29 protein-coding genes are annotated in these 26,321 nt (G+C 69.9%); 19 read left to right on the top strand and 10 right to left on the bottom strand.

Annotation, left to right across the window (positions count from 1 at the left end; genetic code table 11):
• Positions 1-9: 9 nt before the first annotated feature.
• On the bottom strand, positions 10-1,128 hold the full coding sequence (locus tag QZ749_RS00595; RefSeq protein ID WP_296942185.1) for an NADH:flavin oxidoreductase: 1,119 nt from the start codon (positions 1,126-1,128) through the stop codon (positions 10-12).
• A 110-nt stretch (positions 1,129-1,238) separates the two neighbouring features.
• On the opposite strand from QZ749_RS00595, the gene QZ749_RS00590 reads away from it, so the two are divergent.
• Positions 1,239-1,610, top strand: a complete 372-nt coding sequence (locus tag QZ749_RS00590; RefSeq protein WP_296942184.1) for a helix-turn-helix domain-containing protein — start codon at positions 1,239-1,241, stop codon at positions 1,608-1,610.
• Positions 1,611-1,735: 125 nt separating this feature from the next.
• Here the strand turns inward: QZ749_RS00590 and QZ749_RS00585 are convergent, their stop codons facing one another.
• From QZ749_RS00585 to yjgA, 4 genes are read right to left on the bottom strand one after another with little or no spacing between them, the layout of a single operon-like run.
• Entirely contained in the window at positions 1,736-1,936 is a 201-nt protein-coding gene (locus QZ749_RS00585; RefSeq protein WP_296942183.1) for a hypothetical protein, read from the bottom strand.
• A 1-nt stretch (position 1,937) separates the two neighbouring features.
• Complete coding sequence (locus QZ749_RS00580) at positions 1,938-2,606, bottom strand: alpha/beta hydrolase (RefSeq protein ID WP_296942181.1); 669 nt, start codon at positions 2,604-2,606, stop codon at positions 1,938-1,940.
• Positions 2,603-3,235, bottom strand: coding sequence for a molybdopterin adenylyltransferase (mog, locus tag QZ749_RS00575; RefSeq protein WP_296942179.1), 633 nt, complete (start codon positions 3,233-3,235; stop codon positions 2,603-2,605). Before mog ends, QZ749_RS00580 begins: the two co-directional genes overlap by 4 nt.
• Positions 3,219-3,815, bottom strand: coding sequence for a ribosome biogenesis factor YjgA (gene yjgA / locus QZ749_RS00570; RefSeq protein ID WP_296942177.1), 597 nt, complete (start codon positions 3,813-3,815; stop codon positions 3,219-3,221). Before yjgA ends, mog begins: the two co-directional genes overlap by 17 nt.
• A gap of 95 nt (positions 3,816-3,910) precedes the next feature.
• Here yjgA and pmbA point away from each other — a divergent pair, with 95 nt between their 5' ends.
• Together pmbA and QZ749_RS00560 are read left to right on the top strand one after the other, a co-directional pair.
• Positions 3,911-5,263 carry a metalloprotease PmbA gene (gene pmbA / locus QZ749_RS00565; RefSeq protein ID WP_296942175.1) on the top strand — a complete coding sequence of 451 codons (1,353 nt, stop codon included), beginning with the start codon at positions 3,911-3,913 and terminating at the stop codon, positions 5,261-5,263.
• Between the two features lie 89 nt (positions 5,264-5,352).
• Positions 5,353-6,330 carry a DUF4214 domain-containing protein gene (locus QZ749_RS00560; protein ID WP_296942174.1) on the top strand — a complete coding sequence of 326 codons (978 nt, stop codon included), beginning with the start codon at positions 5,353-5,355 and terminating at the stop codon, positions 6,328-6,330.
• On the opposite strand, the gene QZ749_RS00555 is transcribed toward QZ749_RS00560, so the two are convergent.
• The gene (locus tag QZ749_RS00555) at positions 6,312-7,238 is read right to left on the bottom strand and encodes a LysR family transcriptional regulator (RefSeq protein ID WP_296942172.1); all 927 of its coding nucleotides are present in this window, start codon (positions 7,236-7,238) and stop codon (positions 6,312-6,314) included. The two genes, QZ749_RS00560 and QZ749_RS00555, sit on opposite strands and share 19 nt — an antisense overlap.
• 125 nt (positions 7,239-7,363) lie before the next feature.
• Between QZ749_RS00555 and QZ749_RS00550 the strand changes: the two genes are divergently transcribed.
• Together QZ749_RS00550 and nfsB are read left to right on the top strand one after the other, a co-directional pair.
• Entirely contained in the window at positions 7,364-8,284 is a 921-nt protein-coding gene (locus tag QZ749_RS00550; RefSeq protein ID WP_296942399.1) for an SDR family NAD(P)-dependent oxidoreductase, read from the top strand.
• Between the two features lie 132 nt (positions 8,285-8,416).
• The gene (nfsB, locus tag QZ749_RS00545) at positions 8,417-9,070 is read left to right on the top strand and encodes an oxygen-insensitive NAD(P)H nitroreductase (protein ID WP_296942170.1); all 654 of its coding nucleotides are present in this window, start codon (positions 8,417-8,419) and stop codon (positions 9,068-9,070) included.
• 126 nt (positions 9,071-9,196) lie between these two features.
• On the opposite strand, the gene QZ749_RS00540 is transcribed toward nfsB, so the two are convergent.
• Positions 9,197-10,333 (bottom strand): M14-type cytosolic carboxypeptidase, encoded by a 1,137-nt coding sequence (locus tag QZ749_RS00540; RefSeq protein WP_296942168.1) that lies wholly within the window; start codon positions 10,331-10,333, stop codon positions 9,197-9,199.
• Positions 10,334-10,475: 142 nt separating this feature from the next.
• On the opposite strand from QZ749_RS00540, the gene QZ749_RS00535 reads away from it, so the two are divergent.
• On the top strand, positions 10,476-10,730 hold the full coding sequence (locus QZ749_RS00535) for a DUF2442 domain-containing protein (RefSeq protein ID WP_296942166.1): 255 nt from the start codon (positions 10,476-10,478) through the stop codon (positions 10,728-10,730).
• A 12-nt stretch (positions 10,731-10,742) separates the two neighbouring features.
• Here QZ749_RS00535 and paaX read toward each other — a convergent pair whose 3' ends face one another.
• Positions 10,743-11,669, bottom strand: coding sequence for a phenylacetic acid degradation operon negative regulatory protein PaaX (gene paaX / locus QZ749_RS00530; RefSeq protein WP_296942164.1), 927 nt, complete (start codon positions 11,667-11,669; stop codon positions 10,743-10,745).
• A gap of 104 nt (positions 11,670-11,773) precedes the next feature.
• On the opposite strand from paaX, the gene paaA reads away from it, so the two are divergent.
• From paaA to paaZ, 12 genes are all read left to right on the top strand, one after another.
• Positions 11,774-12,781, top strand: coding sequence for a 1,2-phenylacetyl-CoA epoxidase subunit PaaA (paaA, locus tag QZ749_RS00525; RefSeq protein WP_296942162.1), 1,008 nt, complete (start codon positions 11,774-11,776; stop codon positions 12,779-12,781).
• 93 nt (positions 12,782-12,874) lie between these two features.
• A complete protein-coding gene (paaB, locus tag QZ749_RS00520) occupies positions 12,875-13,159 on the top strand; it encodes a 1,2-phenylacetyl-CoA epoxidase subunit PaaB (RefSeq protein WP_296942160.1) in 285 nt (94 codons plus the stop codon).
• A gap of 7 nt (positions 13,160-13,166) precedes the next feature.
• Positions 13,167-13,937: a 1,2-phenylacetyl-CoA epoxidase subunit PaaC gene (gene paaC / locus QZ749_RS00515; protein ID WP_296942158.1), complete on the top strand. Its 771-nt coding sequence runs from the start codon at positions 13,167-13,169 to the stop codon at positions 13,935-13,937.
• Positions 13,931-14,467: a 1,2-phenylacetyl-CoA epoxidase subunit PaaD gene (gene paaD / locus QZ749_RS00510; RefSeq protein WP_373896762.1), complete on the top strand. Its 537-nt coding sequence runs from the start codon at positions 13,931-13,933 to the stop codon at positions 14,465-14,467. The genes paaC and paaD overlap by 7 nt, the downstream gene beginning before the upstream one ends.
• A 7-nt stretch (positions 14,468-14,474) precedes the next feature.
• Positions 14,475-15,569 (top strand): 1,2-phenylacetyl-CoA epoxidase subunit PaaE, encoded by a 1,095-nt coding sequence (paaE, locus tag QZ749_RS00505; RefSeq protein WP_296942154.1) that lies wholly within the window; start codon positions 14,475-14,477, stop codon positions 15,567-15,569.
• 119 nt (positions 15,570-15,688) lie between these two features.
• Entirely contained in the window at positions 15,689-16,480 is a 792-nt protein-coding gene (gene paaG, locus QZ749_RS00500; RefSeq protein WP_296942152.1) for a 2-(1,2-epoxy-1,2-dihydrophenyl)acetyl-CoA isomerase PaaG, read from the top strand.
• A 3-nt stretch (positions 16,481-16,483) separates the two neighbouring features.
• Complete coding sequence (gene paaH, locus QZ749_RS00495; RefSeq protein WP_296942150.1) at positions 16,484-18,073, top strand: 3-hydroxyacyl-CoA dehydrogenase PaaH; 1,590 nt, start codon at positions 16,484-16,486, stop codon at positions 18,071-18,073.
• Entirely contained in the window at positions 18,063-18,500 is a 438-nt protein-coding gene (paaI, locus tag QZ749_RS00490) for a hydroxyphenylacetyl-CoA thioesterase PaaI (RefSeq protein WP_296942148.1), read from the top strand. Before paaH ends, paaI begins: the two co-directional genes overlap by 11 nt.
• A 32-nt stretch (positions 18,501-18,532) precedes the next feature.
• The gene (gene paaK / locus QZ749_RS00485) at positions 18,533-19,849 is read left to right on the top strand and encodes a phenylacetate--CoA ligase PaaK (protein ID WP_296942146.1); all 1,317 of its coding nucleotides are present in this window, start codon (positions 18,533-18,535) and stop codon (positions 19,847-19,849) included.
• A gap of 20 nt (positions 19,850-19,869) precedes the next feature.
• The gene (pcaF, locus tag QZ749_RS00480; protein WP_296942144.1) at positions 19,870-21,075 is read left to right on the top strand and encodes a 3-oxoadipyl-CoA thiolase; all 1,206 of its coding nucleotides are present in this window, start codon (positions 19,870-19,872) and stop codon (positions 21,073-21,075) included.
• Position 21,076: 1 nt separating this feature from the next.
• Positions 21,077-21,667 (top strand): phenylacetic acid degradation protein PaaY, encoded by a 591-nt coding sequence (paaY, locus tag QZ749_RS00475; protein ID WP_296942143.1) that lies wholly within the window; start codon positions 21,077-21,079, stop codon positions 21,665-21,667.
• A 112-nt stretch (positions 21,668-21,779) separates the two neighbouring features.
• Positions 21,780-23,831 carry a phenylacetic acid degradation bifunctional protein PaaZ gene (paaZ, locus tag QZ749_RS00470; protein WP_296942141.1) on the top strand — a complete coding sequence of 684 codons (2,052 nt, stop codon included), beginning with the start codon at positions 21,780-21,782 and terminating at the stop codon, positions 23,829-23,831.
• Here paaZ and QZ749_RS00465 read toward each other — a convergent pair whose 3' ends face one another.
• Positions 23,832-24,593, bottom strand: a complete 762-nt coding sequence (locus tag QZ749_RS00465; protein WP_296942139.1) for a hypothetical protein — start codon at positions 24,591-24,593, stop codon at positions 23,832-23,834.
• Positions 24,594-24,751: 158 nt separating this feature from the next.
• Between QZ749_RS00465 and QZ749_RS00460 the strand changes: the two genes are divergently transcribed.
• The gene (locus QZ749_RS00460) at positions 24,752-25,303 is read left to right on the top strand and encodes a cupin domain-containing protein (protein ID WP_296942137.1); all 552 of its coding nucleotides are present in this window, start codon (positions 24,752-24,754) and stop codon (positions 25,301-25,303) included.
• 34 nt (positions 25,304-25,337) lie between these two features.
• Here the strand turns inward: QZ749_RS00460 and QZ749_RS00455 are convergent, their stop codons facing one another.
• Positions 25,338-26,252, bottom strand: coding sequence for a LysR substrate-binding domain-containing protein (locus QZ749_RS00455; RefSeq protein WP_296942136.1), 915 nt, complete (start codon positions 26,250-26,252; stop codon positions 25,338-25,340).
• Between the last annotated feature and the right edge of the window lie 69 nt (positions 26,253-26,321).

The raw sequence follows: 26,321 nt of genomic DNA, 5'->3' as shown, positions 1-26,321 counted from the left end.
GCGCCTGGCTCAGTCCAGCGTCGCCATCGCGCTCGCCTCGAAGGGCTTGAGCGCGGCCTGGTCGCCGGCCTTGACCTTGCTGGCCCACTGCGCATCCGACAGCAGCGCGCGGCCCACGGCGATCAGGTCGAACTCGTCGCGCTCCATGCGCGCCACCAGCTTGTCCAGGCTGGCCGGGGCCGCGCCCTTGCCGCCGAAGCTGGACAGGAATTCGCCGTCCAGGCCCACCGAACCCACGCTGATGGTGGCCGCGCCGGTCAGCTTCTTGGCCCAGCCGGCGAAGTTCAGGCCGTCCTCGCCGTCGATGTCCGGGAACTCGGGCTCCCAGAAGCGGCGCTGCGAGCAGTGCAGGACGTCGACGCCGGCTTCCACCAGCGGCAGCAGCCAGTCCGTCATCTCGTCCGGCGTCGTCGCCAGGCGCGCCTTGTAGTCCTGCTGCTTCCACTGGCTCACGCGCAGGATGATCGGGTAGTCGGCGCCGACCGCGCCGCGCATTGCCTTGACCACCTCGGCGGCGAAGCGGCTGCGTTCCCTGATGGTGGCGCCGTTCCAGGCGTCCGCGCGCTGGTTGGTGCCGCTCCAGAAGAACTGGTCGATCAGGTAGCCGTGGGCGCCGTGGATCTCGAACGTGTCGAAGCCGAGTGCCCGGGCGCTGGCAGCGGCGGATGCGAACGCGGCGATGGCGTCGGCGATGTCTTCCTCGCTCATCGCGCGGCCGCGCGGCGTGCCGGGGGCGGCCAGGCCGGACGGGCCTTCCGGCGTGCCGTCCGGCTGCCAGTCGGTCATGCCGCTGGAGACGGCGCCCACGTGCCAGATCTGCGGCCCCATCTTGCCGCCGGCGTCGTGCACGGCGTCGATCACGCGCTTCCAGCCGTCCAGCGCGGCGCCGTGGAAGTCGGGAATCCGCGGCATGTTCTTCGAGGCCGGGCGGGCGATGGTCGTGCCCTCCGACAGGATCAGGCCGACGTCCGCGGCCGCGCGGCGGCGGTAGTAGTCGGCGACGGCGGCGTCGGGGATGCCGTTCGGCGAGAAGTTGCGCGTCATCGGGGCCATCACGATGCGGTTCTTCAGGGCGAGGTTCTTGATGCGGCGCGGCTGGAACAGCACGTCGGTCGGGGAATGCGTCATGGCGAAGCTCCTGTTGGGATATACGGCAATGGTATCTCGGATATACTTGGTGTCAAGAAGGCACTTTGGCGCGACCAGGTAGGCGCGCGGATACCGCGAGGGAGACGACGATGGAAAAGGACGTGGGCAGCTGCAGCGAAGGACGCGCGCTGCTGGACCAGCTGCTGGACAAATGGACGATGCTGGTGCTCAAGACCCTGTGGCACGGGCCGCTGCGCTTCAACGCGCTGAAGCACCGCCTGGACGGGGTGACGCAGAAGACGCTGACGCAATGCCTGCGCCGGCTGGAGCGCAACGGCATGGTCGAGCGCACGGTGATCCCGGTATCGCCGGTGGCGGTCGAGTACCGGATCACGGAGCTGGGCCGCAGCCTGGGCAAGCTGTTCGCGTCGGTCTACACGTGGACGCAGGACCACCGCGTGGAGATCGGCGCGGCGCGGCAGGCCTACGATGCGAGGAATGGGCAGGCGGAACCTGCGTGAATGGCGGCTGCGAACCGTCGCCCCGGCGCAGGCCGGGGCCCAATGCTTGCGCGTTCCGGCTGCGCCAGGAAATTAGGCCCCGGCCTTCGCCGGGGCGACGTGCCGATGCTGCGTGTACCGGGAGACTAGGCCAGCGCTTCCTTGGCCGCTTGCTCCGGCGTCAGTCCATCGTAGAACAGGTCGGTGAACCACTCGACCTGTTCCTCGATGTGTTCCTGCGCCTGCGCCTGGGTGGCGCCGCCGGCGACCAGGTGCTGTTCGACCTCGATGCACCAGTGGATCAGCGCCATGGTCTCGTCGTCGAGTTTTTCCGGTTTCTTCGCCATCTCAGGCCAGCACTTTCTTGAGCCATGCCGAGATGTCCTGCACCTCTTCCAGGCACAGCGTGTGTTGCATCGCGTATTCGTGCCACTCGACCCGGCAGCCCAGCGACTGCAGCAGGTCGCGCGAGGCCTGGGCGCGCGCGAAGGGCACCACGTTGTCGTATTGGCCGTGCGCCATGAAGACGGGCGTGGCCAGGCTGGCCTCGCTGCGCTCCTGCGCCAGCGTGTCGGCCAGCGGCGCATAGCCGGACAGGCACAGCAGGCCGCCCAGCGTTTCCGGATGGCGCAGGCCGGCCTGGATCGTCATCGCGCAGCCCTGCGAGAAGCCGGCCAGGATGATGCGCCTGGCCGGGACGCCGCGCGCCTTCTCGCGCGCGATGAAGGCTTCGATGTCGGCCTGGGACGCGCGCAGGCCCTTCTCGTCCTCGCGGCGGGTCAGGTCGGCGTTGCTGATGTCGTACCAGGCGCGCATCACGTAGCCGTTGTTGATCGTGATCGGCATCGTGCGCGCGTTCGGGAAGACGAAGCGGATGGCGGGCAGGCCGGCCAGGTCCAGTTCGCGCACCAGCGGCACGAAATCGTTGGCGTCGGCGCCCAGGCCGTGCATCCAGATGATGCTGACCTGCGGGTCGGCGCCGGTATCGACGTGAAGATGGTCGAGCAGTTCGCTCATGCGGTGTCCTCGGGGTGGGGCAGAGCGGGACGCTGTGCCGATTTCGGCCGGAAGGCCTTGCATACGTCGGGGTTGGTGTCGCTGTACGGCCCGCCGATCAGGTCGATGCAGTAGGGCACGGCCGCGAAGATGCCGCCGACGACGGTCCTGCCGTCCGCATCCTTCAGGCCCTCCAGCGTTTCCCTGATCGACTTCGGCTGGCCCGGCAGGTTCATGACCAGCGCCGCGTGGTCGGGCGTCTCGCGGATCACGGCGGTCTGGCGCGACAGGATCGCGGTCGGCACGAAGCGCAGGCTGATCTGGCGCATTTGTTCGCCGAAGCCCGGCATTTCCTTCGTGCCGATGGCGAGCGTCGCCTCGGGCGTGACGTCGCGCCGCGCCGGGCCGGTGCCGCCGGTGGTCAGCACCAGGTGGCAGCGCACGGTGTCGACCAGCTCGACCAGCGTGGCCTCGATGGCGGCGCGCTCGTCGGGAATCAGGCGCGTCTCGACGCGAAACGGCGTGGCCAGCGCGCCCTGCAGCCACTCGCGCAGCGCCGGGATGCCCTTGTCCTCGTAGACGCCGCCGCTGGCGCGGTCGGAGACCGACACCAGGCCGATGACGAGTTCGTCGTTATTCGCCGGACTCATCGTCTTCGCCTTCCTCGTCGTCCTGCGCGGCCGCCTTCGGCTTCTTGCCCAGGTCCTTCAGGATCTGGAAGATCTCGCGGTAGGCCTTCGGCGGCTTGTTCTCGGCCTGTTCCTTGCGCGCGTTGCGGATCAGGGTGCGCAGGTGCTGCACGTCCAGTTCCGGGTTCTCTTCCAGCAGCTGGGTCAGCGCCTTGTCGTCGGCCAGCAGCTTCTCGCGGCGGCGCTCGAGCGCGTGCAGGGCCGCGGTCTCGGCCTTGGACATGCCCTTCCAGCTTTCGATGGTGCGCTGGATGACGGCGACTTCCTCCTCGTCCAGCTTGCGCATCATCTTGCCGACGAATTGCAGCTGGCGGCGGCGGCCGCCGTGGTCGGTGATCGACTGGCACATCAGGATGGCGTCGCGCAGTTCTTCCGGCATCGGCACGCGCTTGACGCGGTCGCGCGGCTCGTCGACGAGCTGCTCGCCGAGCTTTTGCAGGTCGTTCATCTGGCGTTTGAGTTCGGACTTGGACGGACGGTCGTATTCCTGGTCGAACTCGTCGGAGCGGAAGCCGACGGAGCCGCGGTTTGCATTTGGCATGGTGATCTTGGTCGGGCAGGGCGCACGGCCCGCCGGTGAAAACAGTAAACGGCTGCTATGATAACTGTTTTAGGGCTCGCCACAGAAAAACGCACATGAACGACTCCGTCTTCACCCATACGCAAGACCAGCTCAAGCAGCTCGCACAGGACGTGCTGGCCATCGCCAGGGAAACCGGCGCCAGCAATGCCGCCGTCGAGATCAGCGAGGGTGGCGGCCTGGCGGTGACGGTGCGCAAGGGACAGGTCGAGACCATCGAGCAGAACAAGGACAAGGGCATCGGCGTGACGGTCTACAGCGGCCAGCGCCGCGGCCATGCGAGCACGTCCGATTTCTCCGCGGCATCATTGCGCGCCACCGTCGAAGCGGCCTGGAACATCGCCCGCTTCACGGCCGAGGACCCGGCCGCCGGCCTGCCCGATCCCGAGCTGCTGGAACAGAACCCGCGCGACCTGCGCCTGTGCTATCCGTGGCAGATCGGCGCCGAAGAGGCGGTCGAGATCGCCCAGCGCTGCGAGGCCGCCGCGTTCGCCGTCGACAAGCGCGTCACCAACAGCGAAGGCGCCAGCGTCTACGTGCAGCAGTCGCACTTCGTCGCCGCCAACAGCCACGGCTTCTGCGCCGGCTACCCGTTCTCGCGCCACACGCTGTCGGTCGCCCCGATCGCCGGCAAGGGCGCCCACATGCAGCGCGACGACTGGTATTCGTCGGCGCGCGATCCGAAGAAACTGGCCGACCCCGAAAAAGTGGGCCGCTACGCCGCCGAGCGCGCGCTGGCGCGCCTGAACGCGCGCAAGCTCGACACCCGCACCTGCCCGGTGCTGTTCGAGGCCCCGCTGGCCGCCGGCCTGCTCGGCGCCTTCGTCCAGGCCACGTCCGGCGGCGCGCTGTACCGCAAGTCGAGCTTCCTGCTCGATTCGCTCGGCCAATCGGTCTTCCCGGCGCACGTCCAGGTCGTCGAGGACCCGCACCTGGTCGGCGGCGTCGGCTCCGCGCCCTTCGACGAAGAGGGCGTGCGCACGCAGCGCCGCAAGGTCGTCAGCGACGGCGTCCTGCAGGGCTACTTCCTGTCCACCTACACGGCGCGCAAGCTGGGCATGCAGACCACCGGCAATGCCGGCGGCTCGCACAACCTGGAGCTGACCTCGACGCAGACGAAGATCGCCGACACCTTCGAAGGCATGCTGCGCAAGATGGGCACCGGCCTGCTGGTCACCGAGCTGATGGGCCAGGGCACCAACTACGTGACCGGCGACTATTCGCGCGGCGCGTCCGGCTACTGGGTCGAGAACGGCGTCATCCAGTACCCGGTCGAGGAAATCACCATCGCCGGCAACATGAAGGACATGTTCCAGGCCATCGTCGGCATCGGCAATGACGTGCTGACGCGCGGCAACAAGTCGACCGGGTCGATCCTGATCGAGAAGATGGTCGTGGCGGGAAATTGAAGCGTTTGCGTATCCGGTGAGGGTAGGCAATTGACCCCGCAATCGTGCGGGGTTAGATTGAAGTTTTTGACAACATTGTTAAAGACGTCATGGCCTCCTTTACCCTGTACCAGCCGTACGACCTCGCCGCCACCGTCAAGGACTGGACGCCGCCCGCCGACGTCCACGACGTCAAGAAGCTCAGCTTCACGAGCGGCGGCCTGCGCCTCGACCTCTACGCGTCGCCCGCGGGCGTCCTCTCCTACCAGGACGGCCGGATCGTCGGCGCCGTCAGCGAGATCTCCCTGTTCAATGCCGCCGGCGAAATCTACCGGATCGGCAAGGATGCGGGCGACCCCAACCTGGTCTTCAATCTCGCGCCGGACAAGCCGCTGTCCCAGTGGGCGTTCCCGTACGACATGCTGCGCGGAAACGACCTGATCGCGGGCAGCGGCGGCAACGACATCCTCTACGGCCACGACGGCGACGACGTGTTCATCGCCAGCGCCGGCAGCGACCGCATCGACGGCGGCGCCGGCTTCGACCACGTGCGCTTTTCCGGCAACCTGGGCGACTACACGGTGGTGCGCACCGGCGGCGGCTTTTCCATCACGAACCTCGTGGACGGCAGCATCGACACGGTGAACAACATCGAGCGCCTCGACTTCGCCGACAAGTTCATCGCGGCCGACGTCGCCGTCGACACGCCCGCCGGCCAGGTGGTGCGCCTGTACCAGGCCGCCTTCGACCGCCTGCCGGACGCGGACGGCCTGCTGTTCTGGACCAGGCAGGCCGCCAACGGCCTGGGCCTGGAAGCGATGGCGCAGGGCTTCATCGATTCGAAGGAATACCAGCAGCTGTATCCGCCGATCCTGAGCAACCGCGCGCTGGTGGCCGAGTTCTACCAGAACATCCTGCACCGCTCGCCGGACCCGGGCGGCCTGACGTTCTGGACCGACGTGCTCGAGAGCGGCGCGGCCACCGACGCCCAGGTGCTGGTGGGGATCAGCGAAAGCGTGGAAAACGTGGCCGGCACGGCGACGCTGATCGGCAACGGCCTGGTGCTCGACTACGCGCTCATGACCTGAGCCGGCAGCGGGCCGAAGCGTTCCTCGTACAGGCCAGCGAGCCAGTCGACGAACACGCGCACGCGCGGCGAGAGCTGGCGCCGCTGCGGATACAGCGCCGACAGGCGCATGTCCGGGCTGCGCCATTCCCCCAGCACTTCCACCAGGCGCCCGTCGCGCAATTCCTGCTCGACGTGGAAGCGCGGCAGCTGGATCAGCCCGCAGCCGCGCAGCGCGCCCTGCATGTAGTTCTCGGCATCGTTGACGGCCAGCCAGCCGCCGACGTCGTAGCGGCGCCACTGGCCGTCCACCAGCGCCTCGAACGGATAGTCGCGCGCGCCGCTGCTGGCGAAGAAGCGCACGGCGCGGTGCGCCGCGAGCTCGTCGGGATGGCGCGGCACGCCGCAGCGCGCCAGGTAGTCGGGACTGGCGCAGATCACCTGCGGCATCAGCGCCAGGCGCCGCGCCACCAGGTTGGTGTCGGCCAGGTCGCCGGCCCGGATCACGCAATCGACGCCTTCGCGCACCAGGTCCACCAGGCGGTCGCCGCTGCTGAGCACGACCTCGATGTCCGGATACCTGGCGTGGAATTCGCCGATGCGCGGCAGCACCATGCGCGCCGCCTGGGTGCCGGACATGTCCACGCGCAGCACGCCGCGCGGATTGGCCGCGACGTGGCGGAAGGCCGCTTCCGCATCGTCCAGGTCGCTCAAGACCTGCACGCAGCGCTCGTAATACGCCTGGCCGTCGAGCGTCGGCCGCACGTGGCGCGTGGTGCGCTCCAGCAGGCGCGTGCCGAGCCGCGTTTCCAGTTCCTTGATCGCGTGGGTGGCGCTGGCGCGCGGGATGCCCAGCATGTCGGCGGCGCGGGTGAAGCTGCCCTGTTCGACGATGCGGGTGAAGAGCTGGAGGGTGTCGAGGCGGTCCATGGACCGATTATATTGTTGTCCCGGCTTGAATGGTGTTGTGCAAAACCGTGGATTTATCTTCCGCGGTGAAATGATGAAAATGGCTGCACCGATTCTTCATTTCACAGCAGGAGGAAACCATGGACATGTCATCCCACCGCATCGTCGTCGTCACCGGCGCTTCCAGCGGCTTCGGCGCGATGAGCGCCCGCGCGCTGGCGCTGGCCGGCCACGTCGTCTATGCCGGCATGCGCGACCTGGGCGGCCGCAACGCCCCGCAGGGGGACGCCGCCCGCGCGTTCGGCCGCGACCACGGCGTGCAACTGCACGCCATCGAACTCGACGTGCAATCGCAGGCGTCCGCCGACGCCGCGGTGGCGCGCATCCTGGACGAGCAGGGGCGCCTCGACGTCGTCGTGCACAACGCCGGCCACATGGTGTTCGGCGCGGCCGAGGCCTTCCTGCCCGAACAGCTCGCCGCGCTGTACGACGTCAACGTGCTGGGCACCCAGCGCGTCAACCGCGCGGCGCTGCCGGCGCTGCGCCGGCAGGGACAGGGCCTGCTGCTGTGGGTGGGCAGCAGCAGCCACCGGGGCGGCACGCCGCCCTTCCTGGGGCCGTACTTCGCCGCCAAGGCGGCGATGGATGCGCTGGCCGTGAGCTATGCGGGCGAACTGGCGCGCTGGGGCATCGAGACCAGCATCGTCGTGCCGGGCGCCTTCACCCAGGGCACCAACCACTTCGCCCACGCCGGCAAGCCAGCCGACGCGGCGCGCCAGGCCGAGTACGACGACGGCCCCACGCAGGGCCTGGCGCAGCAGGCGCTGGCGCGGCTGGCGGCGCTGGAGCCGGCCGATGCCGACCCGGCCGCGGTGGCGCGCGCCATCGTCGACATCGTCGCGGCCCCGCACGGGCGCCGGCCGTTCCGCGTGCACGTGGATCCGTCCGACGACGGCTGCGCCGTCGTCGGCGCGGTGGCGGACCGCATCCGTACCGAATTCCTGCGCCGCATCGGCCTGGACGACCTGCTGGCGCCGCGCACCGGCGCGGTGGCGGGCGCGCGCTGAGCCGCCTCGCCGGCGGCGCCGGGGCGGCCCGGGGGAGGCCGCACGTCCATGGCGGGTTCCTGCAATAATGTCGGTCCGGTCGCGCGGATGCGCCCATGCGTCGCGCGCCACCTCACCGAACGAAAGGACACCATGGATATTCTCGCCGCCGCCAAGCAACGCTATACCGCCAAAGCCTACGACCCGACCCGCAAGGTCCCGGAGGAGACGATGCGCCAGATCTACGACCTGATGCGCAACAGCCCTTCCTCGGTGAACTCGCAGCCCTGGCACTTCATCGTCGCCAGCACGCCGGAAGCCAAGGCGCGCATGGCCAAGGGCACGCCGGCCGCTTTCGCCTACAACGAACCGAAGGTGCTGAACGCCTCGCACGTGGTGCTGTTCTGCGCCCGCGTCGACGCCGACGCCGCGCACCTGGACAAGCTGCTGGCGCAGGAACAGGCCGACGGACGCTTCCGCGACGACGCCGCCAAGGCCGGCCAGGCCAAGGGCCGCCTGGGCTACGTGAACCTGCACCGCTACACGCAGAAGGACTTGCCGCAGTGGCTGGAAAAGCAGGTCTACATCGCGCTGGGGACCGCGATGCTGGGCGCGAGCGCGCTGGGCGTGGACACCACGCCGATGGAAGGCATCGACACGCGCGCGCTGGACGCGGAATTCGACCTGCACGCGCAGGGCCTGAGCAGCCTGGTGATGCTGAGCTTCGGCTACCGCGCCGGCGACGACTTCAATGCGGCGCTGCCGAAGTCGCGCCTGAAGGAAGAGCAGGTGTTCACGTTCCTGTAAGCGCATCAACCTGTCGCCCCGGCGGCATCCCCCGTCGCCCCGGCGCAGGCCGGGGTCCCAATATTTCAGCACAGCCGCGGCGCATGCAGAATTGGGCCCCGGCCTGCGCCGGGGCGACGGTAGCGATTACTTGTCCAGCGCGCGGATCGCCCGCAGCACCGGCTGCAGCACCGCGCCGCCCAGCCGGCTGCTGCGCGCGCCGTCCCAGCCCACCTGCGGGTCCGGGTCGTTGGCGTTGTCCTTGAACGGCAGTTCCAGCGTCAGCGACAGGCAGCCGAAGGCGTGGGTCACGTACGGCGAACCCATGGTCAGCACCTCGTCGGTGTACGGTTCCTTCGGATAGCCGTGGACGTCCTGGAAGTCCGGGCTCGCGGTCATGAAGTCGTCCGAGAACGCCTTCTGCGCGGCGGCCTGCTCGGCCGTGAAGGTCGGCAGGGCGTCGCTGCCGGCGATGAAGACGTAGGGCAGGCCCTCGTCGCCGTGCACGTCGAGCAGCAGGTCGACGCCGGTCTGGTGCATCTTCTGGCGCACCAGGAAGACTTCCGGGCTGCGCTCCATCGACGGGGCGAACCACTCGCGGTTCAGGTTGGCGCCGGCGGCATTGGTGCGCAGGTTGCCGCGCACGGAACCGTCCGGGTTCATGTTCGGCACCACGTAGAACACCGCTTCCTTCAGCAGCTGGCGGCCGAACGGGTGGGCCGGGTCGAGCAGGGCGTCGAGCATGCCCTCGACGAACCACTCGGCCATCGTCTCGCCCGGGTGCTGGCGCGCGATGACCCAGACCTTCTTCTTGCCCGCATCCGGCTCGCCGATCACCAGCATGTTCAGGTCGCGGCCGTCGATGGTCGAACCCAGGTCCAGCATGCGCACGTGTTCCGACAGCTGCGCGCGGTCCAGCAGCTCCAGGTGGCGTTCCCACGAGTACGGCTCGAAATAGGCGTAGTAGACGCTGTCCATGGCCGGGGTGTGCTCGATGGTGAGCACCTGGCCGTCGTAGCCGGTCGGCACGCGGAACCAGTTCACGCGGTCGTAGCTGGCCATGGCGTTGTAGTCTTCCCAGCCCGCCGGATAGGCCGACTTGCCGGCGTTGAGCAGGCGGATCGTGCACGGTTCGCCCTGCGCGCCCTGCAGGCGGAAGTAGAACCACTGGGTGATGTCGGCGTGCGAGTCCTTGCGGATGTTCAGGTCGATGGCGTTCGCGCTCGTGGCGTTCACGACCTCGATGGCGCCAGCGTCGAACTGGCTGCTGATCTTGATAGACATGGTGCGTCCCGTTGTTGTCGAAATGTCGAGGCCAGCATGATACCCCTTTCGTCGTCCGCGGCGGCGGGTCTGCCCTGCGTCAACGCCCGGCCTTGCGGCTTTTGCTATGTTCATTGCTTTGCCGAACGAAACGGGAGGGGACATGAAGGCGATCGCATGGGAGCAGGTCGAGATCACGGGCCTGAACCGGCTGGGTTTCTGGCTGCGCCGGCAGGACGAGGAACTGTACCTGCCGTTCGCGCTGTTTCCCTGGTTCGAGCACGCGACGGTGGCGCAGCTGTGCCGCGTCGACTGCCTGGGCGGCGCCATCCTGGTCTGGCCGGCGCTGGACCTCGAACTGCCGCTGGAGCGGGTGCGCAATCCAATGGCGGCGGCGCAGCTGGCGCTGGATGGCTGATCCTGCTGCAGCTTACTCCAGCCCCCCGAACCGCGCGTAAAACGCCGCATCCGCGGCCGGCGCGCCGGCATCCTCGCGCCGCAGCACGGCCATCAGGTGTGCCTCGGCGCGTTCCCACACCAGGTGGTAGATGGCGCGCGCCAGCGCATACGCCTCCGATCCCGGCCACGGCCGCGGCAGCAGCGCCAGCGGCAGCATCGGGTCGTGCAGCTGGACGCGGCGGTAGGCGTGGATCAGCAGGCTGCGCATCGCGAACGCCGCCGGCGGATCGACGGCGGCGCCCGATTCCAGCAGGGCCAGCAGCGGCGTGAAGTCGGCGAGGAAGCGCCGGTACGCCGCCATCACGGCCGACAGGTCCCAGCCTTCGCCCACCAGCTCGCCCAGCGGGCGCGCGCCCACGCCGTCCAGTTCGGCCGCGCGCACCACGAACACCTTGCCGGTGGCGCCGACGCGCTCCAGCACTTCGGCCACGCCGGCCGGATCGGCCGCCGGATGCGCCAGCAGGCCAGGCGCCGGCATCGCGAAACCTTCCCACTCCAGTTCCTTGCGCACCTGGGCGCGCAGCGCCGCGTCGATGCTGCCGTTGGGCGCCAGCAGCAGCGTCCAGCGGCCGTCCCAGTCGAGGCCGGGCGGCGCGTAGATGCGCCGGTTGGCGCGCTCGAAGCGCGGCCGCGCCTGCGCTTCCAGCGCGTAGCTGCTGCGCCGGCCCTCGCGGCTGGCCACCAGCCAGCCTTCCTGCGCCAGGCGGAACACGCTGGTGCGCACCAGCCGGTCGGTGGCGCCCATCGGCTGCACCAGCTCGATCAGGCTGCCCAGCCACAGGCGCGCGCCGTGCGGGGCGATGGCGTCGCCGAAGATGGTCATCACCAGCGACTTGGAGCGGGGCGGGTCGCTGGTCAGGAAACGGTCGATCCACTCGGGACCGCTGGTTGGGGTCATGGCGTGTGCGGCGCGCGGCCGTCGATATGATTCAAAATTTCGCTATACATCGTGTTTTTTGTATCGTATTATGGGTTCAAACAAAACACAACCGGAGACCGGCCATGTATGCACAAATGGTGGACACGGGCCTCAAGCAGGTCCGGTCGCAGGACGACATGGGCGCCGAGGAGCAGGCGTTCCAGGCGCGCATCGACGCCGGCGTCAAGATCGAGCCGAAGGACTGGATGCCCGAGGCCTACCGCAAGACCCTGGTGCGCCAGATTTCCCAGCACGCGCATTCGGAGATCGTCGGCCAGCTCCCGGAAGGGAACTGGGTCACGCGCGCGCCCACGCTCGAGCGCAAGGCGATCCTGCTGGCCAAGATCCAGGACGAGGCCGGCCACGGCCTGTACCTGTACAGCGCCGCCGAGACGCTGGGCGTGTCGCGCGACGAGCTGCTCGACGCGCTGCACGCGGGCAAGGCCAAGTATTCGAGCATCTTCAATTATCCCACCCTGACCTGGGCCGACATCGGCGCCATCGGCTGGCTGGTGGACGGCTCGGCCATCATCAACCAGATCCCGCTGTGCCGCTGCTCCTACGGCCCGTACGCGCGCGCCATGATCCGCGTGTGCAAGGAAGAGTCCTTCCACGCGCGCCAGGGCTACGACATCATGATGAAGCTGGCCCAGGGTACGCCCGAGCAGAAGGCGATGGCGCAGGATGCCCTGGACCGCTGGTGGTGGCCCGCGCTGATGATGTTCGGCCCGTCCGACGCGGAATCCGTCAACAGCGCGCAATCGAGCAAGTGGCGCATCAAGCTGTTCTCGAACGACGAGCTGCGCCAGCGCATGGTCGACCAGACCGTGCCGCAGGCCGAGTTCCTGGGCCTGACCATCCCCGACCCGGACCTGAAGTGGAACGCTGAGCGCGGCAGCTACGACTTCGGCGCGATCGACTGGAGCGAGTTCCACGAGGTCCTGAAGGGCAACGGACCGTGCAACAAGGAGCGCCTGCGCACGCGCGTGACGGCGTGGGAAGAGGGGGCGTGGTTCCGCGAGGCGTTGAATGCCTACGCGGACAAGCAGGCCCAGGGGTCAGAGCCCGGTGTTGCCGTTCAGGGGCTCTGACCCCGGTTTGACCACGCGCCGCAAAAAAGATACGGAGCCGTAGGGTGCGCACCCCGTGCGCACCACCGCGTCGCCAAGAACACGGAGACAACAATGAGCAAAGAATGGCCCCTGTGGGAGGTCTTCATCCGCAGCCAGCACGGCCTCGCCCACAAGCACGTGGGCAGCCTGCACGCCCCCGACGCCGCGATGGCGATCAACAACGCGCGCGACGTCTACACGCGCCGCAACGAAGGCGTCTCGATCTGGGTCGTGAAGGCGGCCGACATCGTCGCCTCCAGCCCTGCCGACAAGGACGCGCTGTTCGAGCCGTCCAACAGCAAGGTCTACCGCCACCCCACCTTCTTCCCGATGCCGGAAGACGTCAAGAACCTGTGAGGCGGCGATGGATGCGAACCCGTTCGACGAATTCAAGTTCGACTACCTGCTGCGCCAGGGCGACAACGCCCTGATCCTGTCGCAGCAACTGTCGCAGCTGTGCGGCAAGGGCCCGGCGCTGGAAGAAGACATGGCGCTGACCAACGTCGCCCTCGACCTGCTCGGCCAGACGCGCCTGTGGCTCGCCTACGCCGGCGAGATCGAGGGCCGCGGGCGCGACGAGGACCAGCTGGCCTACCTGCGCGACAGCCGCGCGTTCCGCAACGCGCTGCTGGTCGAGCAGCCCAACGGCGACTATGCGCACGTCATGGTGCGCCAGTTCTTCTTCGACACCTGGCACTACTACCTGATGCGCGAACTGCTGGCCTCCAGCGACCGCCGCATCGCCGACATCGCGGAAAAGTCGCTCAAGGAAGTCACCTACCACCTGCGCCGCAGCGGCGACCTGGTGGTGCGCCTGGGCGACGGCACCGAACTCAGCCACCGCAAGATGCAGGACGCCGTCGACGCGCTGTGGACCTATGTCGGCGAGCCGTTCGCCTACGACGCCGTCGACCTGGCCATGGTGGAGCGGGGCGTCGCCCCGCCGGCCGACACGCTGCGCGCCGCCTTCCTCGGCCACGTGGCCGAGGTGCTGGACGAGGCGACGCTGCGCATGCCGGCGCCGGACGCCTTCATGCAGCGCGGCGGCAAGCAGGGCCGCCATTCCGAACGCCTCGGCTACCTGCTGGCCGAGATGCAGTTCCTGCAGCGCGCCTACCCGGGCGCCGAGTGGTAAGCGCCGTGGCCGCGCCCGTCTTCACCGCCGCCCAGGTCTGGGCCTGGCTCGGCGAGGTGCCGGACCCCGAGATCCCGGTGATCTCGGTGGTGGACCTGGGCATCGTGCGCGACGTCGCCGTCGACGCGGACGGCGGCGCCTGCACGGTGACGATCACCCCGACCTATTCCGGCTGCCCGGCGATGCAGGTGATCGCCGCGGACGTCGCGCAGGCGCTGCGCGCGCGCGGCGTCGCCGACGTGCGCATCGCCACCCGCCTGTCGCCGGCCTGGACCACCGACTGGATGAGCGAGGCCGGCAAGGCCGCGCTCAAGGGCTACGGCATCGCGCCGCCGGCGCAGCAGGTGATCGACATCAGCGGCCTGGCGCACGGCGTGAAGCGCCACGCGATCCGCCAGCCGGACGTCGCCTGCCCGCACTGCGGCTCGGCGCGCACGCGCCTGACCAGCCAGTTCGGCTCGACGCCGTGCAAGGCGCTGTACCAGTGCCAGGACTGCCGCGAGCCCTTCGACTACTTCAAATGCCATTGAGGCCGACATGAGCCAATTCCATCGCCTGCAGGTGGCGCACGTCCGGCACGAGACGCGCGACGCCATCGCCGTCACCTTCGACGTGCCGCCGCCACTGCAAGAGACGTTCCGCTACCGCCAGGGCCAGCACCTGACGCTGCGCGCCACCATCGACGGCGAGGAGGTGCGCCGTTCCTACTCGATCTGCGCCGCCGTGCAGGACGAGCGCCTGCGCGTCGCCATCAAGCGCGTGCCCGGCGGCCTGTTCTCGACCTGGGCCAACGAGGCGATCAAGCCCGGCGTCGCGCTGGACGTGATGCCGCCGGAAGGCCGCTTCAACCTGCCGCTCGACCCGGACAGCCGGCGCCACTACCTGGCGTTCGCGGCCGGCAGCGGCATCACGCCGATCCTGTCGATCGTCAAGACCACGCTGCTGGCCGAGCCGCACAGCCGCTTCACCGTCCTGTACGGCAACCGCGCCTCCTCGTCCGTGCTCTTCCGCGACGAACTGGCCGAGCTGAAGGACCAGTACCTGGAGCGCCTGAACCTGGTGTACGTGATGAGCCGCGAGCAGCAGGATATCGAGCTGTTCAACGGCCGCATCACCGAGGACAAGTGCCGCCAGTTGTTCCAGCGCTGGCTGCGCGTCGAAGACGTCGACTACGCCTTCGTCTGCGGCCCGGAAGACATGATGCACGGCGTCTCGGCGGCGCTGCAGGAAGCCGGCATGCCGAAGGACCGGATCCGCATCGAGCTGTTCGCCGCCGGCGCCGCGCAGGCGCCGCGCGGGCCGCGCCGCCAGGCCGGCGCCGGCGCCGGCGCCGGCGCAGCGCAGCGCAGCACCGAGGTCACCGTGATCATGGACGGCAACCACGCCAGCTTCACGATGGAGCGCGACAAGGAGTCGCTGCTGGACGCCGGCCTGCGCGCCGGGATCGACATGCGCTATTCCTGCAAGGGCGGCGTGTGCTCGACCTGCCGCTGCAAGGTGCTGGACGGGACCGTGGACATGGACGTCAACTACGCGCTCGAGGACTACGAGGTGGCGCGCGGCTTCGTGCTCAGCTGCCAGAGCTTCCCGGTGACGGACAAGGTCGTGGTCGATTTCGACGTGGCCGAATAAGCGTACGTCGCCCCGGCGCAGGCCGGGGTCCAATTTCGCATGCGGCCACCGAAAAGACATTAGGCCCCGGCCTGCGCCGGGGCGACGTAGCCGATCGAACAAGAACACACGGAGACACCATGACCTACGCATCCATCGACTTCACCATCGCATCCGGCATCGCCACCCTGGTCCTGAACCGCCCGGACCGCCTGAACAGCTTCACCCGCGCGATGCACGAGGAAGTGCGCCACGCCCTCGACCGCGTGCAGGAAGACCGCAGCGTGCGCGTGCTGCTGCTCACCGGCGCCGGGCGCGGCTTCTGCGCCGGCCAGGACCTGAACGACCGCGCCGTCGCCCCCGGCGCGCCCAGCGTGGACCTGGGCGAATCGGTCGAGAAATACTATGCGCCGCTGGTGACCACGCTGCGCACGCTGCCGCTGCCCGTGATCTGCGCCGTCAACGGCGTGGCCGCCGGCGCCGGCGCCAACCTGGCGCTGGCCTGCGACATCGTGCTGGCCGCGCAGTCCGCCAGCTTCATCGAAGCCTTCTGCAAGCTGGGCCTGATCCCCGACACCGGCGGCACCTGGGCGCTGCCGCGCCTGGTCGGCCCGGCGCGGGCGATGGGCATGGCGCTGCTGGGCGAGCGCATCTCCGCCGAGCAGGCCGAGACCTGGGGCCTGATCTGGCGCTGCGTGCCGGACGAGGCGCTGCTGCCGCAGGCGCGCGCCATGGCCGCGCACTTCGCCGCCGCGCCCACCAAGGGGCTGGCCTTCACCAAGCAGGCCATGCTGGCCAGCTGGGGCAACACGCTGGAACAGCAGCTGGCGCTGGAGGCGCGCATGATGCGCGAGCTGGGCCACAGCCACGACTACCGCGAAGGCGTGTCCGCCTTCATCGAGAAACGCCAGCCTCACTTCAAGGGAGAGTAAGCCATGGCCAATGCATTGGAAAAGGGCAGCGTCGTCGCCGTCATCGGCAGCGGCGCCATGGGCAGCGGCATCGCCCAGGTCGCGGCCGCGGCCGGCCACCAGGTGCGCCTGTTCGACACCAGCCAGGACGCCGTCGCGCGCGCCATCGCCGGCATCGGCAAGGCCTACGCCAGGCTGGTCGAGAAGGGCCGCATGGGCGCGGCCGAGGCCGACCTGGCGCGCGAGCGCCTGCGTCCGATGGCCGCGCTGCAGGACGCCGCCGGCGCCGCGCTGGCGGTCGAGGCCATCGTCGAGGACCTGGACGCCAAGCGCGCGCTGTTCGCCGCGCTGGAAGCCGTCGTCGGCCCGGACTGCATCCTGGCCACCAATACCTCGTCGATCTCCGTCACCGCCATCGCGGCCGGGCTGCAGCGTCCGCAGCGCCTGGTGGGCATGCACTTCTTCAATCCGGTGCCGCTGATGGCGCTGGTGGAAGTGGTCGCAGGCGTGGCCACCGACAAGGCCGTGGCCGACGTCGTCGCCGCCACCGCCGCGGCCTGGGGCAAGAGCCCGGTGCACGCGAAGTCCACGCCCGGCTTCATCGTCAACCGGGTGGCGCGTCCCTACTATGCGGAGGCGCTGCGCCTGCTGCAGGAAGGCGCGGCCGACGCCGCCACGCTGGACGCCGTGATGCGCGACGCGGGGGGCTTTCGCATGGGCCCCTTCGAGCTGATGGACCTGATCGGCCACGACGTCAATTTCTCCGTCACGCGCTCCGTGTTCGACGCGTATTTCGGCGACCCGCGCTACACGCCGTCGACGCTGCAGCAGGAACTCGTGAACGCGGGCTTCCTGGGCCGCAAGAGCGGGCGCGGCTTCTACCGCTACGGCGCCGACGTGCCCGCGCCGCAGGCCGCGCAGGAGGCGCCGCAACCGTGTCCGAAGACGGTGCGCGTGACCCACGCGCAGGACGCGCGCGCGCCCGCCTTCGACGCGTTGCACGACGTGCTGGCCGCGCGCCTGCAGGCATCCGGCGTGGACGTCGGCCATCCGGGCCTGCTCGACGGCGCCGAGGCGCGCGAGGCGCCGGCCCTGCATGCGGGCGGCGCCGCCATCTACCTGACCGACGGACGCAGCGCGACGCAGCGCGCGGCCGACGACGGCTGGCGCGACACGGTGCTGTTCGACCTCGTGCTGGACCCGGCCAGGGCTGCGCGCATCGCGCTGGCGAAGGCCGACGGTTGTTCCGACGCCGCCTGGCATGCCGCCGTCGGCCTGTTCCAGGAAGCGGGCTTCGCCGTCACGCGCCTGGACGACGTGCCGGGCATGGCCGTGATGCGCACCGTCGCCATGCTGGCCAACGAGGCGGCCGACGCCGTCAACCAGGGCGTGTGCAGCGCCGCCGCGGTGGACGTGGCGATGCAGAAGGGCGTGAACTATCCGCGCGGCCCGCTGGCCTGGGCCGATGCGGTCGGCCTGCGCCAGGTGGTGGCGGTGCTGTCCAACCTGGGCGCGGCCTACGGCGAGGACCGCTACCGCGTGTCGCCGCTGCTGCGCCGCCGGCTCGCCGCCGGCGTCTTCGACACGCAAGGAGGCCGCTTCCATGCCGCGTGATCCGCAAGCACTGGCCGAACTGGCCGGCAGGACCATGTACGAACGCGATCCGGCCAGCCAGGCGCTGGGCATGGCGCTCGAGGCAATCCGTCCCGGCTATGCGCGCATGCGCATGGCCGTGCGTCCCGACATGCTGAACGGTCATGCCACCTGCCATGGCGGCTACATCTTCATGCTGGCCGACAGCGCCTTCGCGTTCGCCTGCAATTCGCACAACTTCAACACCGTCGGCGCCGGCTGCACGATCGACTACCTGGCGCCGGGCCGGGCGGGCGACGTGCTGGTGGCCGAGGCGGTCGAGCAGGCGCTGGCCGGCAAGACCGGAGTCTACGACGTGGCCGTGTCGAACCAGGAAGGGCGCCGGATCGCGCTGTTCCGCGGCAAGTCGCACCGCATCGCCGGCCATATCGTGGAACCGGATGCGTGACAACGCGCCTGCGCCCCCAACAGGAGTCAACAATGGTCCAACGCATTCCCCAACCCGGCGAACTCGACCCGATCGAGCGCGCCAGCCGCGACGAACTGCAGGCGCTGCAGCTGGAACGCCTGCAGTGGAGCCTGCGGCACGCCTACGACAACGTGCCCCACTACCGCCGCGCCTTCGATGAGGCCGGCGTCCATCCGGACGATTTGGCCACCCTGGCCGACCTGGCGAAATTCCCGTTCACCGACAAGGCGACGCTGCGCGACAACTACCCGTTCGGCATGTTCGCCGTGCCGCGCGAACGGGTGGTGCGCGTGCATGCCTCGTCCGGCACCACCGGCAAGCCGACCGTGGTCGGCTACACGCAACGCGACATCGACACCTGGGCCGGCGTGGTCGCGCGCTCGATCCGCGCGGCGGGCGGTCGGCCCGGCGACATGGTGCACGTCGCCTACGGCTACGGCCTGTTCACCGGCGGCCTGGGCGCCCACTACGGCGCCGAGCGCCTTGGCTGCACCGTCGTGCCGATGTCGGGCGGGCAGACCGAGAAGCAGGTCCAGCTGATCCAGGACTTCCAGCCCTCGATCATCATGGTCACGCCCTCGTACATGCTGAACATCGTCGAGGAATTCCGGCGCCAGGGCATCGACCCGGCCACGTCCTCGCTGCGGGTCGGCATCTTCGGCGCCGAGCCCTGGACCGACGCCATGCGCCGCGAGATCGAGGAACGCGCCGGCATCGACGCCGTCGACATCTACGGCCTGTCCGAGGTGATGGGGCCGGGCGTGGCCAGCGAGTGCATCGAGAGCAAGGACGGCCCGGTGGTCTGGGAAGACCATTTCTATCCCGAGATCATCGACCCCGATACCGGCGAGGTGCTGCCGGACGGCGCCGAGGGCGAACTGGTGTTCACCTCGCTCACCAAGGAAGCGCTGCCCATCGTCCGCTACCGCACGCGCGACCTGACCCGCCTGCTGCCGCCGACCTCGCGCGCGATGCGCCGCATGGGCCGCATCAACGGCCGCTCGGACGACATGCTGATCATCCGCGGCGTGAACGTCTTCCCCAGCCAGGTCGAGGAACTCGTGCTGCAGCTGCCCGCGCTGGCCCCGCACTACCAGCTGGTGGTGACGCGCGACGGCCACCTCGACGCGCTCGAGGTGCGCTGCGAACTGCGCGAAGGCGAGGTGGCGCAGGAGACGATCGAGGCCATCGGGCGCGAACTGCAGCACCGCATCAAGACCCATATCGGCGTGACGACGCGCGTGCAGCTGCTGCCGTCGCAAGGCATCGAACGCTCGCTGACCGGCAAGGCGCGCCGCGTGCTCGACCAGCGCCCCCGCAACCCATGAAGCAAGGACAAGGATACGACATGAACGAAGCCTATATCTGCGACGCCGTGCGCACGCCTTTCGGCCGCTTCGGCGGCGCGCTCGCCGGCGTGCGCGCCGACGACCTGGCCGCGCTGCCGATCGCCGCCCTCGTCGCGCGCAATCCCGGCGTCGACTGGTCGCGCGTGGACGACGTGCTGCTCGGCTGCGCCAACCAGGCCGGCGAGGACAACCGCAACGTGGCGCGCATGGCGCTGCTGCTGGCCGGCCTGCCGGACAGCGTCCCCGGCAGCACCATCAACCGCCTGTGCGGCTCCAGCCTGGATGCCGTGGGCACGGCCGCGCGCGCGATCCGCGCCGGCGAGGCCGACCTGGTCGTCGCCGGCGGCGTCGAGAGCATGACGCGCGCGCCCTTCGTGATGGGCAAGGCCGACAGCGCCTTCTCGCGCAGCGCGAAGATCGAGGACACCACCATCGGCTGGCGCTTCGTCAACCCGAGGATGAAGGCGCAGTACGGCATCGACTCGATGCCCGAGACGGCGGAAAACGTGGCGCGCGAGTTCGGCGTCGATCGTGCCGACCAGGACGCGTTCGCGCTGCGCAGCCACCAGAAGTGGGCGCGCGCGCAGGCCGCCGGCGTGTTCGCCGGCGAGATCGTGCCGGTCGCCATCCCGCAGAAGAAAGGCGATCCCAGGGTCGTGGATACCGACGAGCATCCGCGCCCGGACACCAGCCTGGATGCGCTGGCCAGGCTGAAAGGCGTGGTGACGCCGGACGGCAGCGTCACCGCCGGCAATGCCGCCGGCGTGAACGACGGCGCCTGCGCGATCCTGCTGGCCTCCGGCGCGGCGGTGGACAACCATGGCTTGACGCCGCGCGCCCGCGTGGTCGGCATGACGACGGTGGGCCTGGCCCCGCGCATCATGGGCTTCGGCCCGGCGCCGGCCACCAGGAAACTGCTGGCCATGACCGGCCTGACGCTGGCGCAGATGGACGTGATCGAGCTGAACGAAGCGTTCGCCGCCCAGGGCCTGGCCGTGCTGCGCGACCTCGGCCTGGCCGACGACGATGCGCGCGTGAACCCGAACGGCGGCGCGATCTCGATCGGCCATCCGCTGGGCGCATCCGGCGCGCGCCTGGTGATGGCGGCCGTGAACCAGCTGCAGCGCACGGGCGGGCGCTATGCGCTGTGCACGATGTGCATCGGCGTCGGCCAGGGCATCGCCCTGATCGTCGAAAGGGTCTGACATGCCGGTCTACGAGATCGACGGCATCCGCCCGGTCGTGCACCCGAGCGCCTACGTGCATCCGACGGCGGTGCTGGTCGGCGACGTGATCGTCGGCCCGCGCTGCTACGTCGGGCCGCTGGCCTCGCTGCGCGGCGACTTCGGCCGCCTGGTGCTGGAAGAGGGGGCCAACGTGCAGGACACCTGCGTGATGCACGGTTTTCCCGAGGACGACACGGTGGTCGAGGTCGACGGCCACATCGGCCACGGCGCCGTGCTGCACGGCTGCCGCGTGGGCCGCAACGCCATGGTCGGCATGAACGCGGTGGTGATGGACAAGGCGGTCGTCGGCTGCGAATCCATCGTCGGCGCCGCCGCCTTCGTCAAGGCCGGCATGGTGATCGCGCCGCGCAGCCTGGTGCTGGGCGCGCCGGCGCGGGTGGTGCGCGCGGTCACGGACGAGGAGGTCGCGTGGAAGAGCTACGGGACGCGGCAGTACCACGACCTGAACCTGCGCTCGATGGACACGATGCGCGAGGTGGAGGCGTTGACGGAACCGGAAGCAGGGCGGCGCAGGCTGGTGTTCGACGAGCCGCACAAGCCCAAAAAATAGCTGCGTGCGTGCACGCAAAATTGGGCCCCGGCCTGCGCCGGGGCGACGGTCCTCGATACGTCGCCCCGGCGCAGGCCGGGGCCCAATTTCCCATGAACTGAGGAGACACAAAATGCACACCCCATCCACCCTGCAAAGCCTGATCGCCGGCCGCTGGCTCGGCAGCGAACCGCACCAGCCCCTGCACGGCGCGCTGGACAACCGGCTGATCTACCATACCCACGCCGATAAGATCGACTTCGACGAAGCCGTCACCTACGCCCGCAGGACCGGCGTGCCGGCGCTGATGCGGCTCGACTTCCAGAAGCGCGCGCAGGTGCTCAAGGCCCTGGCCCTGTACCTGATGGAGCGCAAGGAAGAGCTGTATGCGATCTCGCACCTGACCGGCGCCACGCGGCCCGATAGCTGGGTCGACGTCGAGGGCGGCATCGGCACGCTGTTCGCCTACGCCAGCATGGGCGGGCGCGAACTGCCGTCGTCGAACGTGCTGCACGAGGGACCGGCCATGGCGCTGGGCAAGCGCGGCGGCTTCGCCGGCACGCACATCCTGGTGCCGCGCGGCGGGGTCGCCGTGCACATCAACGCCTTCAATTTCCCGATCTGGGGCCTGCTGGAAAAATTCGCGCCGAGCTTCCTGGCCGCCATGCCCTGCATCGCCAAGCCGGCCACCGCGACCAGCTACCTCACCCACGCCGTCGTCAAGCTGATGATGGCGTCGAACCTGCTGCCGGAAGGCTGCCTGCAACTGGTCATCGGCGGCACCGGCGACCTGCTGGACCGCCTGGGCGGCTTCGACGCGGTCACCTTCACCGGCTCGGCCGATACCGCCGCGAAGCTGCGCGCCAATCCCAACCTGATCCGCGAATCGGTGCCGTTCACCGCCGAGGCGGACTCGCTCAACGCCGCCATCCTGGCGCCGGACGTGACCCCGGATGACGAGGAATTCGACCTGTTCGTCAAGGAAGTGGCGCGCGAGATGACCGGCAAGGCGGGGCAGAAGTGCACGGCGATCCGCCGCGTGATCGTGCCGGAGCACCTCGTCGACGCCGTCGGCGAGCGCCTGCGCGCACGGCTGGCGAAGATCGTGGTCGGCAATCCGCAGGTCGAGGGCGTGCGCATGGGCGCGCTGGCATCGAAGGACCAGCAGCGCGACGTCGCCGAGCGCGTCGAGATGCTCGCGCGCGGCAACGAGGTGCTGTTCTCCGCCCGCGACGGCTTCCAGCCGGTCGGCGCCGGTTGCGCCGACGGCGCCTTCTTCGCGCCCACGCTGATCCTGGCGCGCCATGGCGCCGCCAACGCCGCGGTCCACGACGTCGAAGCCTTCGGTCCGGTCAGCACCATCGTGCCCTACCGGGGCATCGACGAGGCGCTGGCGCTGGCCGCGCGCGGCCGCGGCAGCCTGGTGACGACGCTGGTGACGAAGGATCCGGCCATCGCCGCGCAGGCGGTGCCGGTCGCGGCGGCCTCGCACGGCCGCGTGCACATCCTGGACCGCGAGGCGGCGGTGGATTCGACCGGCCACGGCTCGCCGCTGCCGCAGCTCAAGCACGGCGGCCCGGGCCGCGCCGGCGGCGGCGAGGAACTGGGCGGCATCCGCGCCGTCAAGCACTTCCTGCAGCGCGCCGCGGTGCAGGGTTCGCCGACGATGCTGGCGGCCGTCACCGGCGAGTACGTGCGCGGCGCCGCCGTCAAGGAATCGGAAGTCCACCCGTTCCGCCGCCACTTCGAGGACCTGGAAGTGGGCCACTCGCTGCTCACGCACCGCCGCACCGTCGCCGAGGCGGACATCGTGAACTTCGGCGGCGTCTCGGGCGACTACTTCTACATGCACTTCGACGAGATCGCGGCGAAGGATACCCAGTTCGGCCAGCGCATCGCCCACGGCTACTTCGTGCTGTCGGCGGCGGCCGGGCTGTTCGTCTCGCCGGCGCCGGGACCGGTGCTGGCCAACTATGGCCTGGACAACCTGCGCTTCGTGGCGCCGGTGGCGATCGGCGACACCATCCGCGCGCGCCTGACCTGCAAGCGCAAGGTCGACCGCAACCGCACCGACGAGGCCGGGCGCGGCCAGGGCGTGGTGGCCTGGGACGTGCAGGTCACCAACCAGCGCGACGAGCTGGTGGCCAGCTACGACATCCTGACGCTGGTGCAGAAGCGCGCCTGATCAGCACTCGACGCGGCGCGGCGGCGACCAGCCGCGCCGGCGCTTGCGGTACACCCGCGCGCCGGAGGGCCGGGCGATTTGTTCGCGCACCGTGGCGCGCAGCAGGGGATCGGGGATCGCGGCGATGGCCTGCGCTGCCAGGCGGCCGGCCGCGGCGGGGCCACCGACGGCCGCGGTGATCGCCACGTGCATTCGCACGAGGGCCGCATGGCCCTCGATGAAGGACCAGCGCAGCGGCATGGGCGCATAGGGCTGCCGCCGGGCCCAGCGCAGGTGGCGCGCCAGCAGGTTGGCGTGCTCGCGGAGCGCTTGCGCCGGTTCGGGCCGCATACGGTCGGCCAGGACGTAATCTCCGGCCTGCACCAGGAGTGGCAGCGCAACGCCGGCGACCGCGCGCGCGAACGCCGGCGCGCGTTCGGCCAGCGCCGCGTACAGCGTGCCGGTGGCCTGCGGCATGCCCAGCATCTCGTCGATCGACGCGACGTCGTGGAACAGCGAAAAATCGGCGGCGCCGTCCAGCAGCGCCTGCGCCTTGCGCGCGCGGACGGCGTCGAGCGCCTGGCGCGCCGGCGGATAGGCCTCGCCGAGCCGGACCCAGTCGTGCAGCGCGAACGACAGGCGCACGCCGTACAGCGACGGCGTGTCGTCCAGCGCGTGGTCGTGGAACCAGGCGAATTCGCGCAGCGCTTCCTCGTGCCTGCCCGCGCGCGCGGCCGCGCGTCCCGCCTGCAGTCGCTGCTTCGCCCCCGCCGTCGCCGTCATCCCGCCCTCCTCGAAAGATGGCCACGATAGCACGGCGCCGACGGCGCAACATGCGCACATTGTCACGCCTGCGGGACAAGGGTCGCGCCGCCGTTTGCGCTATGCTAGCCGCCAGCAGTCCGTCCAGCACTGCGTCCAAACCAACAAGGAGCGTCGCCATGTCCAGGCTCGACCTGAGCGTCATCCCGGTGCTGACCGGCACCGGTTACCCCGATCCCTTTGCCGAGGCCGTCAACGGCCGCAGCCGCCAGGCATTGGCCGCGGCCGGCGGCCTGACCCAGTTCGGCGCCAACCTGGTCGAGCTCCAGCCGGGCGCGGCCTCGTCGCAGCGCCACTGGCACACGCACGAGGACGAGTTCGTCATGGTGGTGTCGGGCGAACTGACGCTCGTCACCGACGAAGGCGAGACCCTGATGCGCGCCGGCGACTGCGCGGCCTTCCCGGCCGGCCGTCCGAACGCCCACCACTTCGTCAACCGCGGCTGGGGCAATGCGCTGTTCCTGGCGGTGGGGCCGAACGATCCGGACGACCGGGCCTACTATCCCGACATCGACCTCGTCTACGACGCGGCCAGCAACGGCTACACGCACCGCGACGGCACGCCCTACCCGAAGCGCGCCGCCACGCCGGCACCGACGGCCAGCGCGCAGCCGCCGGTGCCGCCGGTCGAGGAACACGTGCTGGAGCCGCGCGTCTACCGCGCGGAATGACGCCGCCGCTGCCGCCGCCGCCGCGCCGCGGGCGTCACGCGCCGGCGGACGCCTGCAGGTGCCGCTGCAGGAACGCGACGCAGGCGCGCAGCTTGGCCGAGCCGGCCAGGCGTTGCGGGTACACGGCCCACACGTTCGCCTCCTGCGTGTAGTCCGGCAGCACCTGCACCAGGCGGCCGGCGTCGATCCAGGCCTGCGCGTCCCAGCGCGAACGCAGCACGATGCCCGCGCCCTCGACGGCCCAGCGCAGCGCGATCTCGCCGTGGTTGGTCGACAGCGGGCCGGAAACCTTGACGGTTTCCTGGCCATGCCTGCCGCGCAAGCGCCAGACCCCGAATGGATGGTCGCGTTCCTTGATGGCGAGGCAGTCGTGGCCGGCCAGCTCGCGCAGCGTCGCGGGCGTGCCGCGCCGTTCCAGGTAGGACGGGGCGGCGCACAGGATGCGGTGGTTGGCCATCAGCTTGCGCGCCACCAGGTGCGGGGCGATGTCGTCGCCGACGCGCACGTCGAGGTCGAAGCCTTCGGCGCCGTCCACCAGGCGGTCGAGCACCTCGAAGCGGATCTGCAGGCGCGGATAGGCCGCGGCCAGCCGGGCCACGGCGGGCGCCACCACGTTGCGGCCGAAGCCGAAGCTGGCGCAGATGCGCAGCCGGCCGCGCGGCTCGCCTCCGCTCGCCGCCACGTCGTCCATCAGCGCGTCGAGCCCGTCGAGGATGGCCTGGGTGCGTTCCAGCACGCGTTCGCCTTCCTCGGTCAGCAGCACGCGCCGCGTGGTGCGCGCGAACAGCTTGACGGCGAGCGTCTCCTCGAGGATGCCGATGCGCTTGCTGACGTAGGCCGGCGACATGCCCAGTTCTCCCGCCGCCGCCGCGAAGCCGCCCTTGCGCACCACGGCGACGAACACGCGCAGGTCTTCGTTCTCCAGGGAACGCGCTGGAAGATTATTCACGATTCATGTCCTTTGACATCACATTTGGCGGGATTATAAACATGGCGTGATGGTTTATCCTTGACCCGT

This window comes from uncultured Massilia sp. (genome assembly GCF_913773735.1).
Lineage (GTDB): Bacteria > Pseudomonadota > Gammaproteobacteria > Burkholderiales > Burkholderiaceae_D > Telluria.
The sequence above is the reverse complement of the archived record's forward strand: the minus strand, read 5'-3'. Positions and strand labels throughout refer to the sequence as shown.

Bases quoted from the DNA above. Each gene is read 5' to 3' on its own strand.
- QZ749_RS00595 (WP_296942185.1), bottom strand. From the start codon at position 1,128: ATGACGCATTCCCCGACCGACGTGCTGTTCCAGCCGCGCCGCATCAAG.
- QZ749_RS00590 (WP_296942184.1), top strand. From the start codon at position 1,239: ATGGAAAAGGACGTGGGCAGCTGCAGCGAAGGACGCGCGCTGCTGGAC.
- QZ749_RS00585 (WP_296942183.1), bottom strand. From the start codon at position 1,936: ATGGCGAAGAAACCGGAAAAACTCGACGACGAGACCATGGCGCTGATC.
- QZ749_RS00580 (WP_296942181.1), bottom strand. From the start codon at position 2,606: ATGAGCGAACTGCTCGACCATCTTCACGTCGATACCGGCGCCGACCCG.
- mog (WP_296942179.1), bottom strand. From the start codon at position 3,235: ATGAGTCCGGCGAATAACGACGAACTCGTCATCGGCCTGGTGTCGGTC.
- yjgA (WP_296942177.1), bottom strand. From the start codon at position 3,815: ATGCCAAATGCAAACCGCGGCTCCGTCGGCTTCCGCTCCGACGAGTTC.
- pmbA (WP_296942175.1), top strand. From the start codon at position 3,911: ATGAACGACTCCGTCTTCACCCATACGCAAGACCAGCTCAAGCAGCTC.
- QZ749_RS00560 (WP_296942174.1), top strand. From the start codon at position 5,353: ATGGCCTCCTTTACCCTGTACCAGCCGTACGACCTCGCCGCCACCGTC.
- QZ749_RS00555 (WP_296942172.1), bottom strand. From the start codon at position 7,238: ATGGACCGCCTCGACACCCTCCAGCTCTTCACCCGCATCGTCGAACAG.
- QZ749_RS00550 (WP_296942399.1), top strand. From the start codon at position 7,364: ATGTCATCCCACCGCATCGTCGTCGTCACCGGCGCTTCCAGCGGCTTC.
- nfsB (WP_296942170.1), top strand. From the start codon at position 8,417: ATGGATATTCTCGCCGCCGCCAAGCAACGCTATACCGCCAAAGCCTAC.
- QZ749_RS00540 (WP_296942168.1), bottom strand. From the start codon at position 10,333: ATGTCTATCAAGATCAGCAGCCAGTTCGACGCTGGCGCCATCGAGGTC.
- QZ749_RS00535 (WP_296942166.1), top strand. From the start codon at position 10,476: ATGAAGGCGATCGCATGGGAGCAGGTCGAGATCACGGGCCTGAACCGG.
- paaX (WP_296942164.1), bottom strand. From the start codon at position 11,669: ATGACCCCAACCAGCGGTCCCGAGTGGATCGACCGTTTCCTGACCAGC.
- paaA (WP_296942162.1), top strand. From the start codon at position 11,774: ATGTATGCACAAATGGTGGACACGGGCCTCAAGCAGGTCCGGTCGCAG.
- paaB (WP_296942160.1), top strand. From the start codon at position 12,875: ATGAGCAAAGAATGGCCCCTGTGGGAGGTCTTCATCCGCAGCCAGCAC.
- paaC (WP_296942158.1), top strand. From the start codon at position 13,167: ATGGATGCGAACCCGTTCGACGAATTCAAGTTCGACTACCTGCTGCGC.
- paaE (WP_296942154.1), top strand. From the start codon at position 14,475: ATGAGCCAATTCCATCGCCTGCAGGTGGCGCACGTCCGGCACGAGACG.
- paaG (WP_296942152.1), top strand. From the start codon at position 15,689: ATGACCTACGCATCCATCGACTTCACCATCGCATCCGGCATCGCCACC.
- paaH (WP_296942150.1), top strand. From the start codon at position 16,484: ATGGCCAATGCATTGGAAAAGGGCAGCGTCGTCGCCGTCATCGGCAGC.
- paaI (WP_296942148.1), top strand. From the start codon at position 18,063: ATGCCGCGTGATCCGCAAGCACTGGCCGAACTGGCCGGCAGGACCATG.
- paaK (WP_296942146.1), top strand. From the start codon at position 18,533: ATGGTCCAACGCATTCCCCAACCCGGCGAACTCGACCCGATCGAGCGC.
- pcaF (WP_296942144.1), top strand. From the start codon at position 19,870: ATGAACGAAGCCTATATCTGCGACGCCGTGCGCACGCCTTTCGGCCGC.
- paaY (WP_296942143.1), top strand. From the start codon at position 21,077: ATGCCGGTCTACGAGATCGACGGCATCCGCCCGGTCGTGCACCCGAGC.
- paaZ (WP_296942141.1), top strand. From the start codon at position 21,780: ATGCACACCCCATCCACCCTGCAAAGCCTGATCGCCGGCCGCTGGCTC.
- QZ749_RS00465 (WP_296942139.1), bottom strand. From the start codon at position 24,593: ATGACGGCGACGGCGGGGGCGAAGCAGCGACTGCAGGCGGGACGCGCG.
- QZ749_RS00460 (WP_296942137.1), top strand. From the start codon at position 24,752: ATGTCCAGGCTCGACCTGAGCGTCATCCCGGTGCTGACCGGCACCGGT.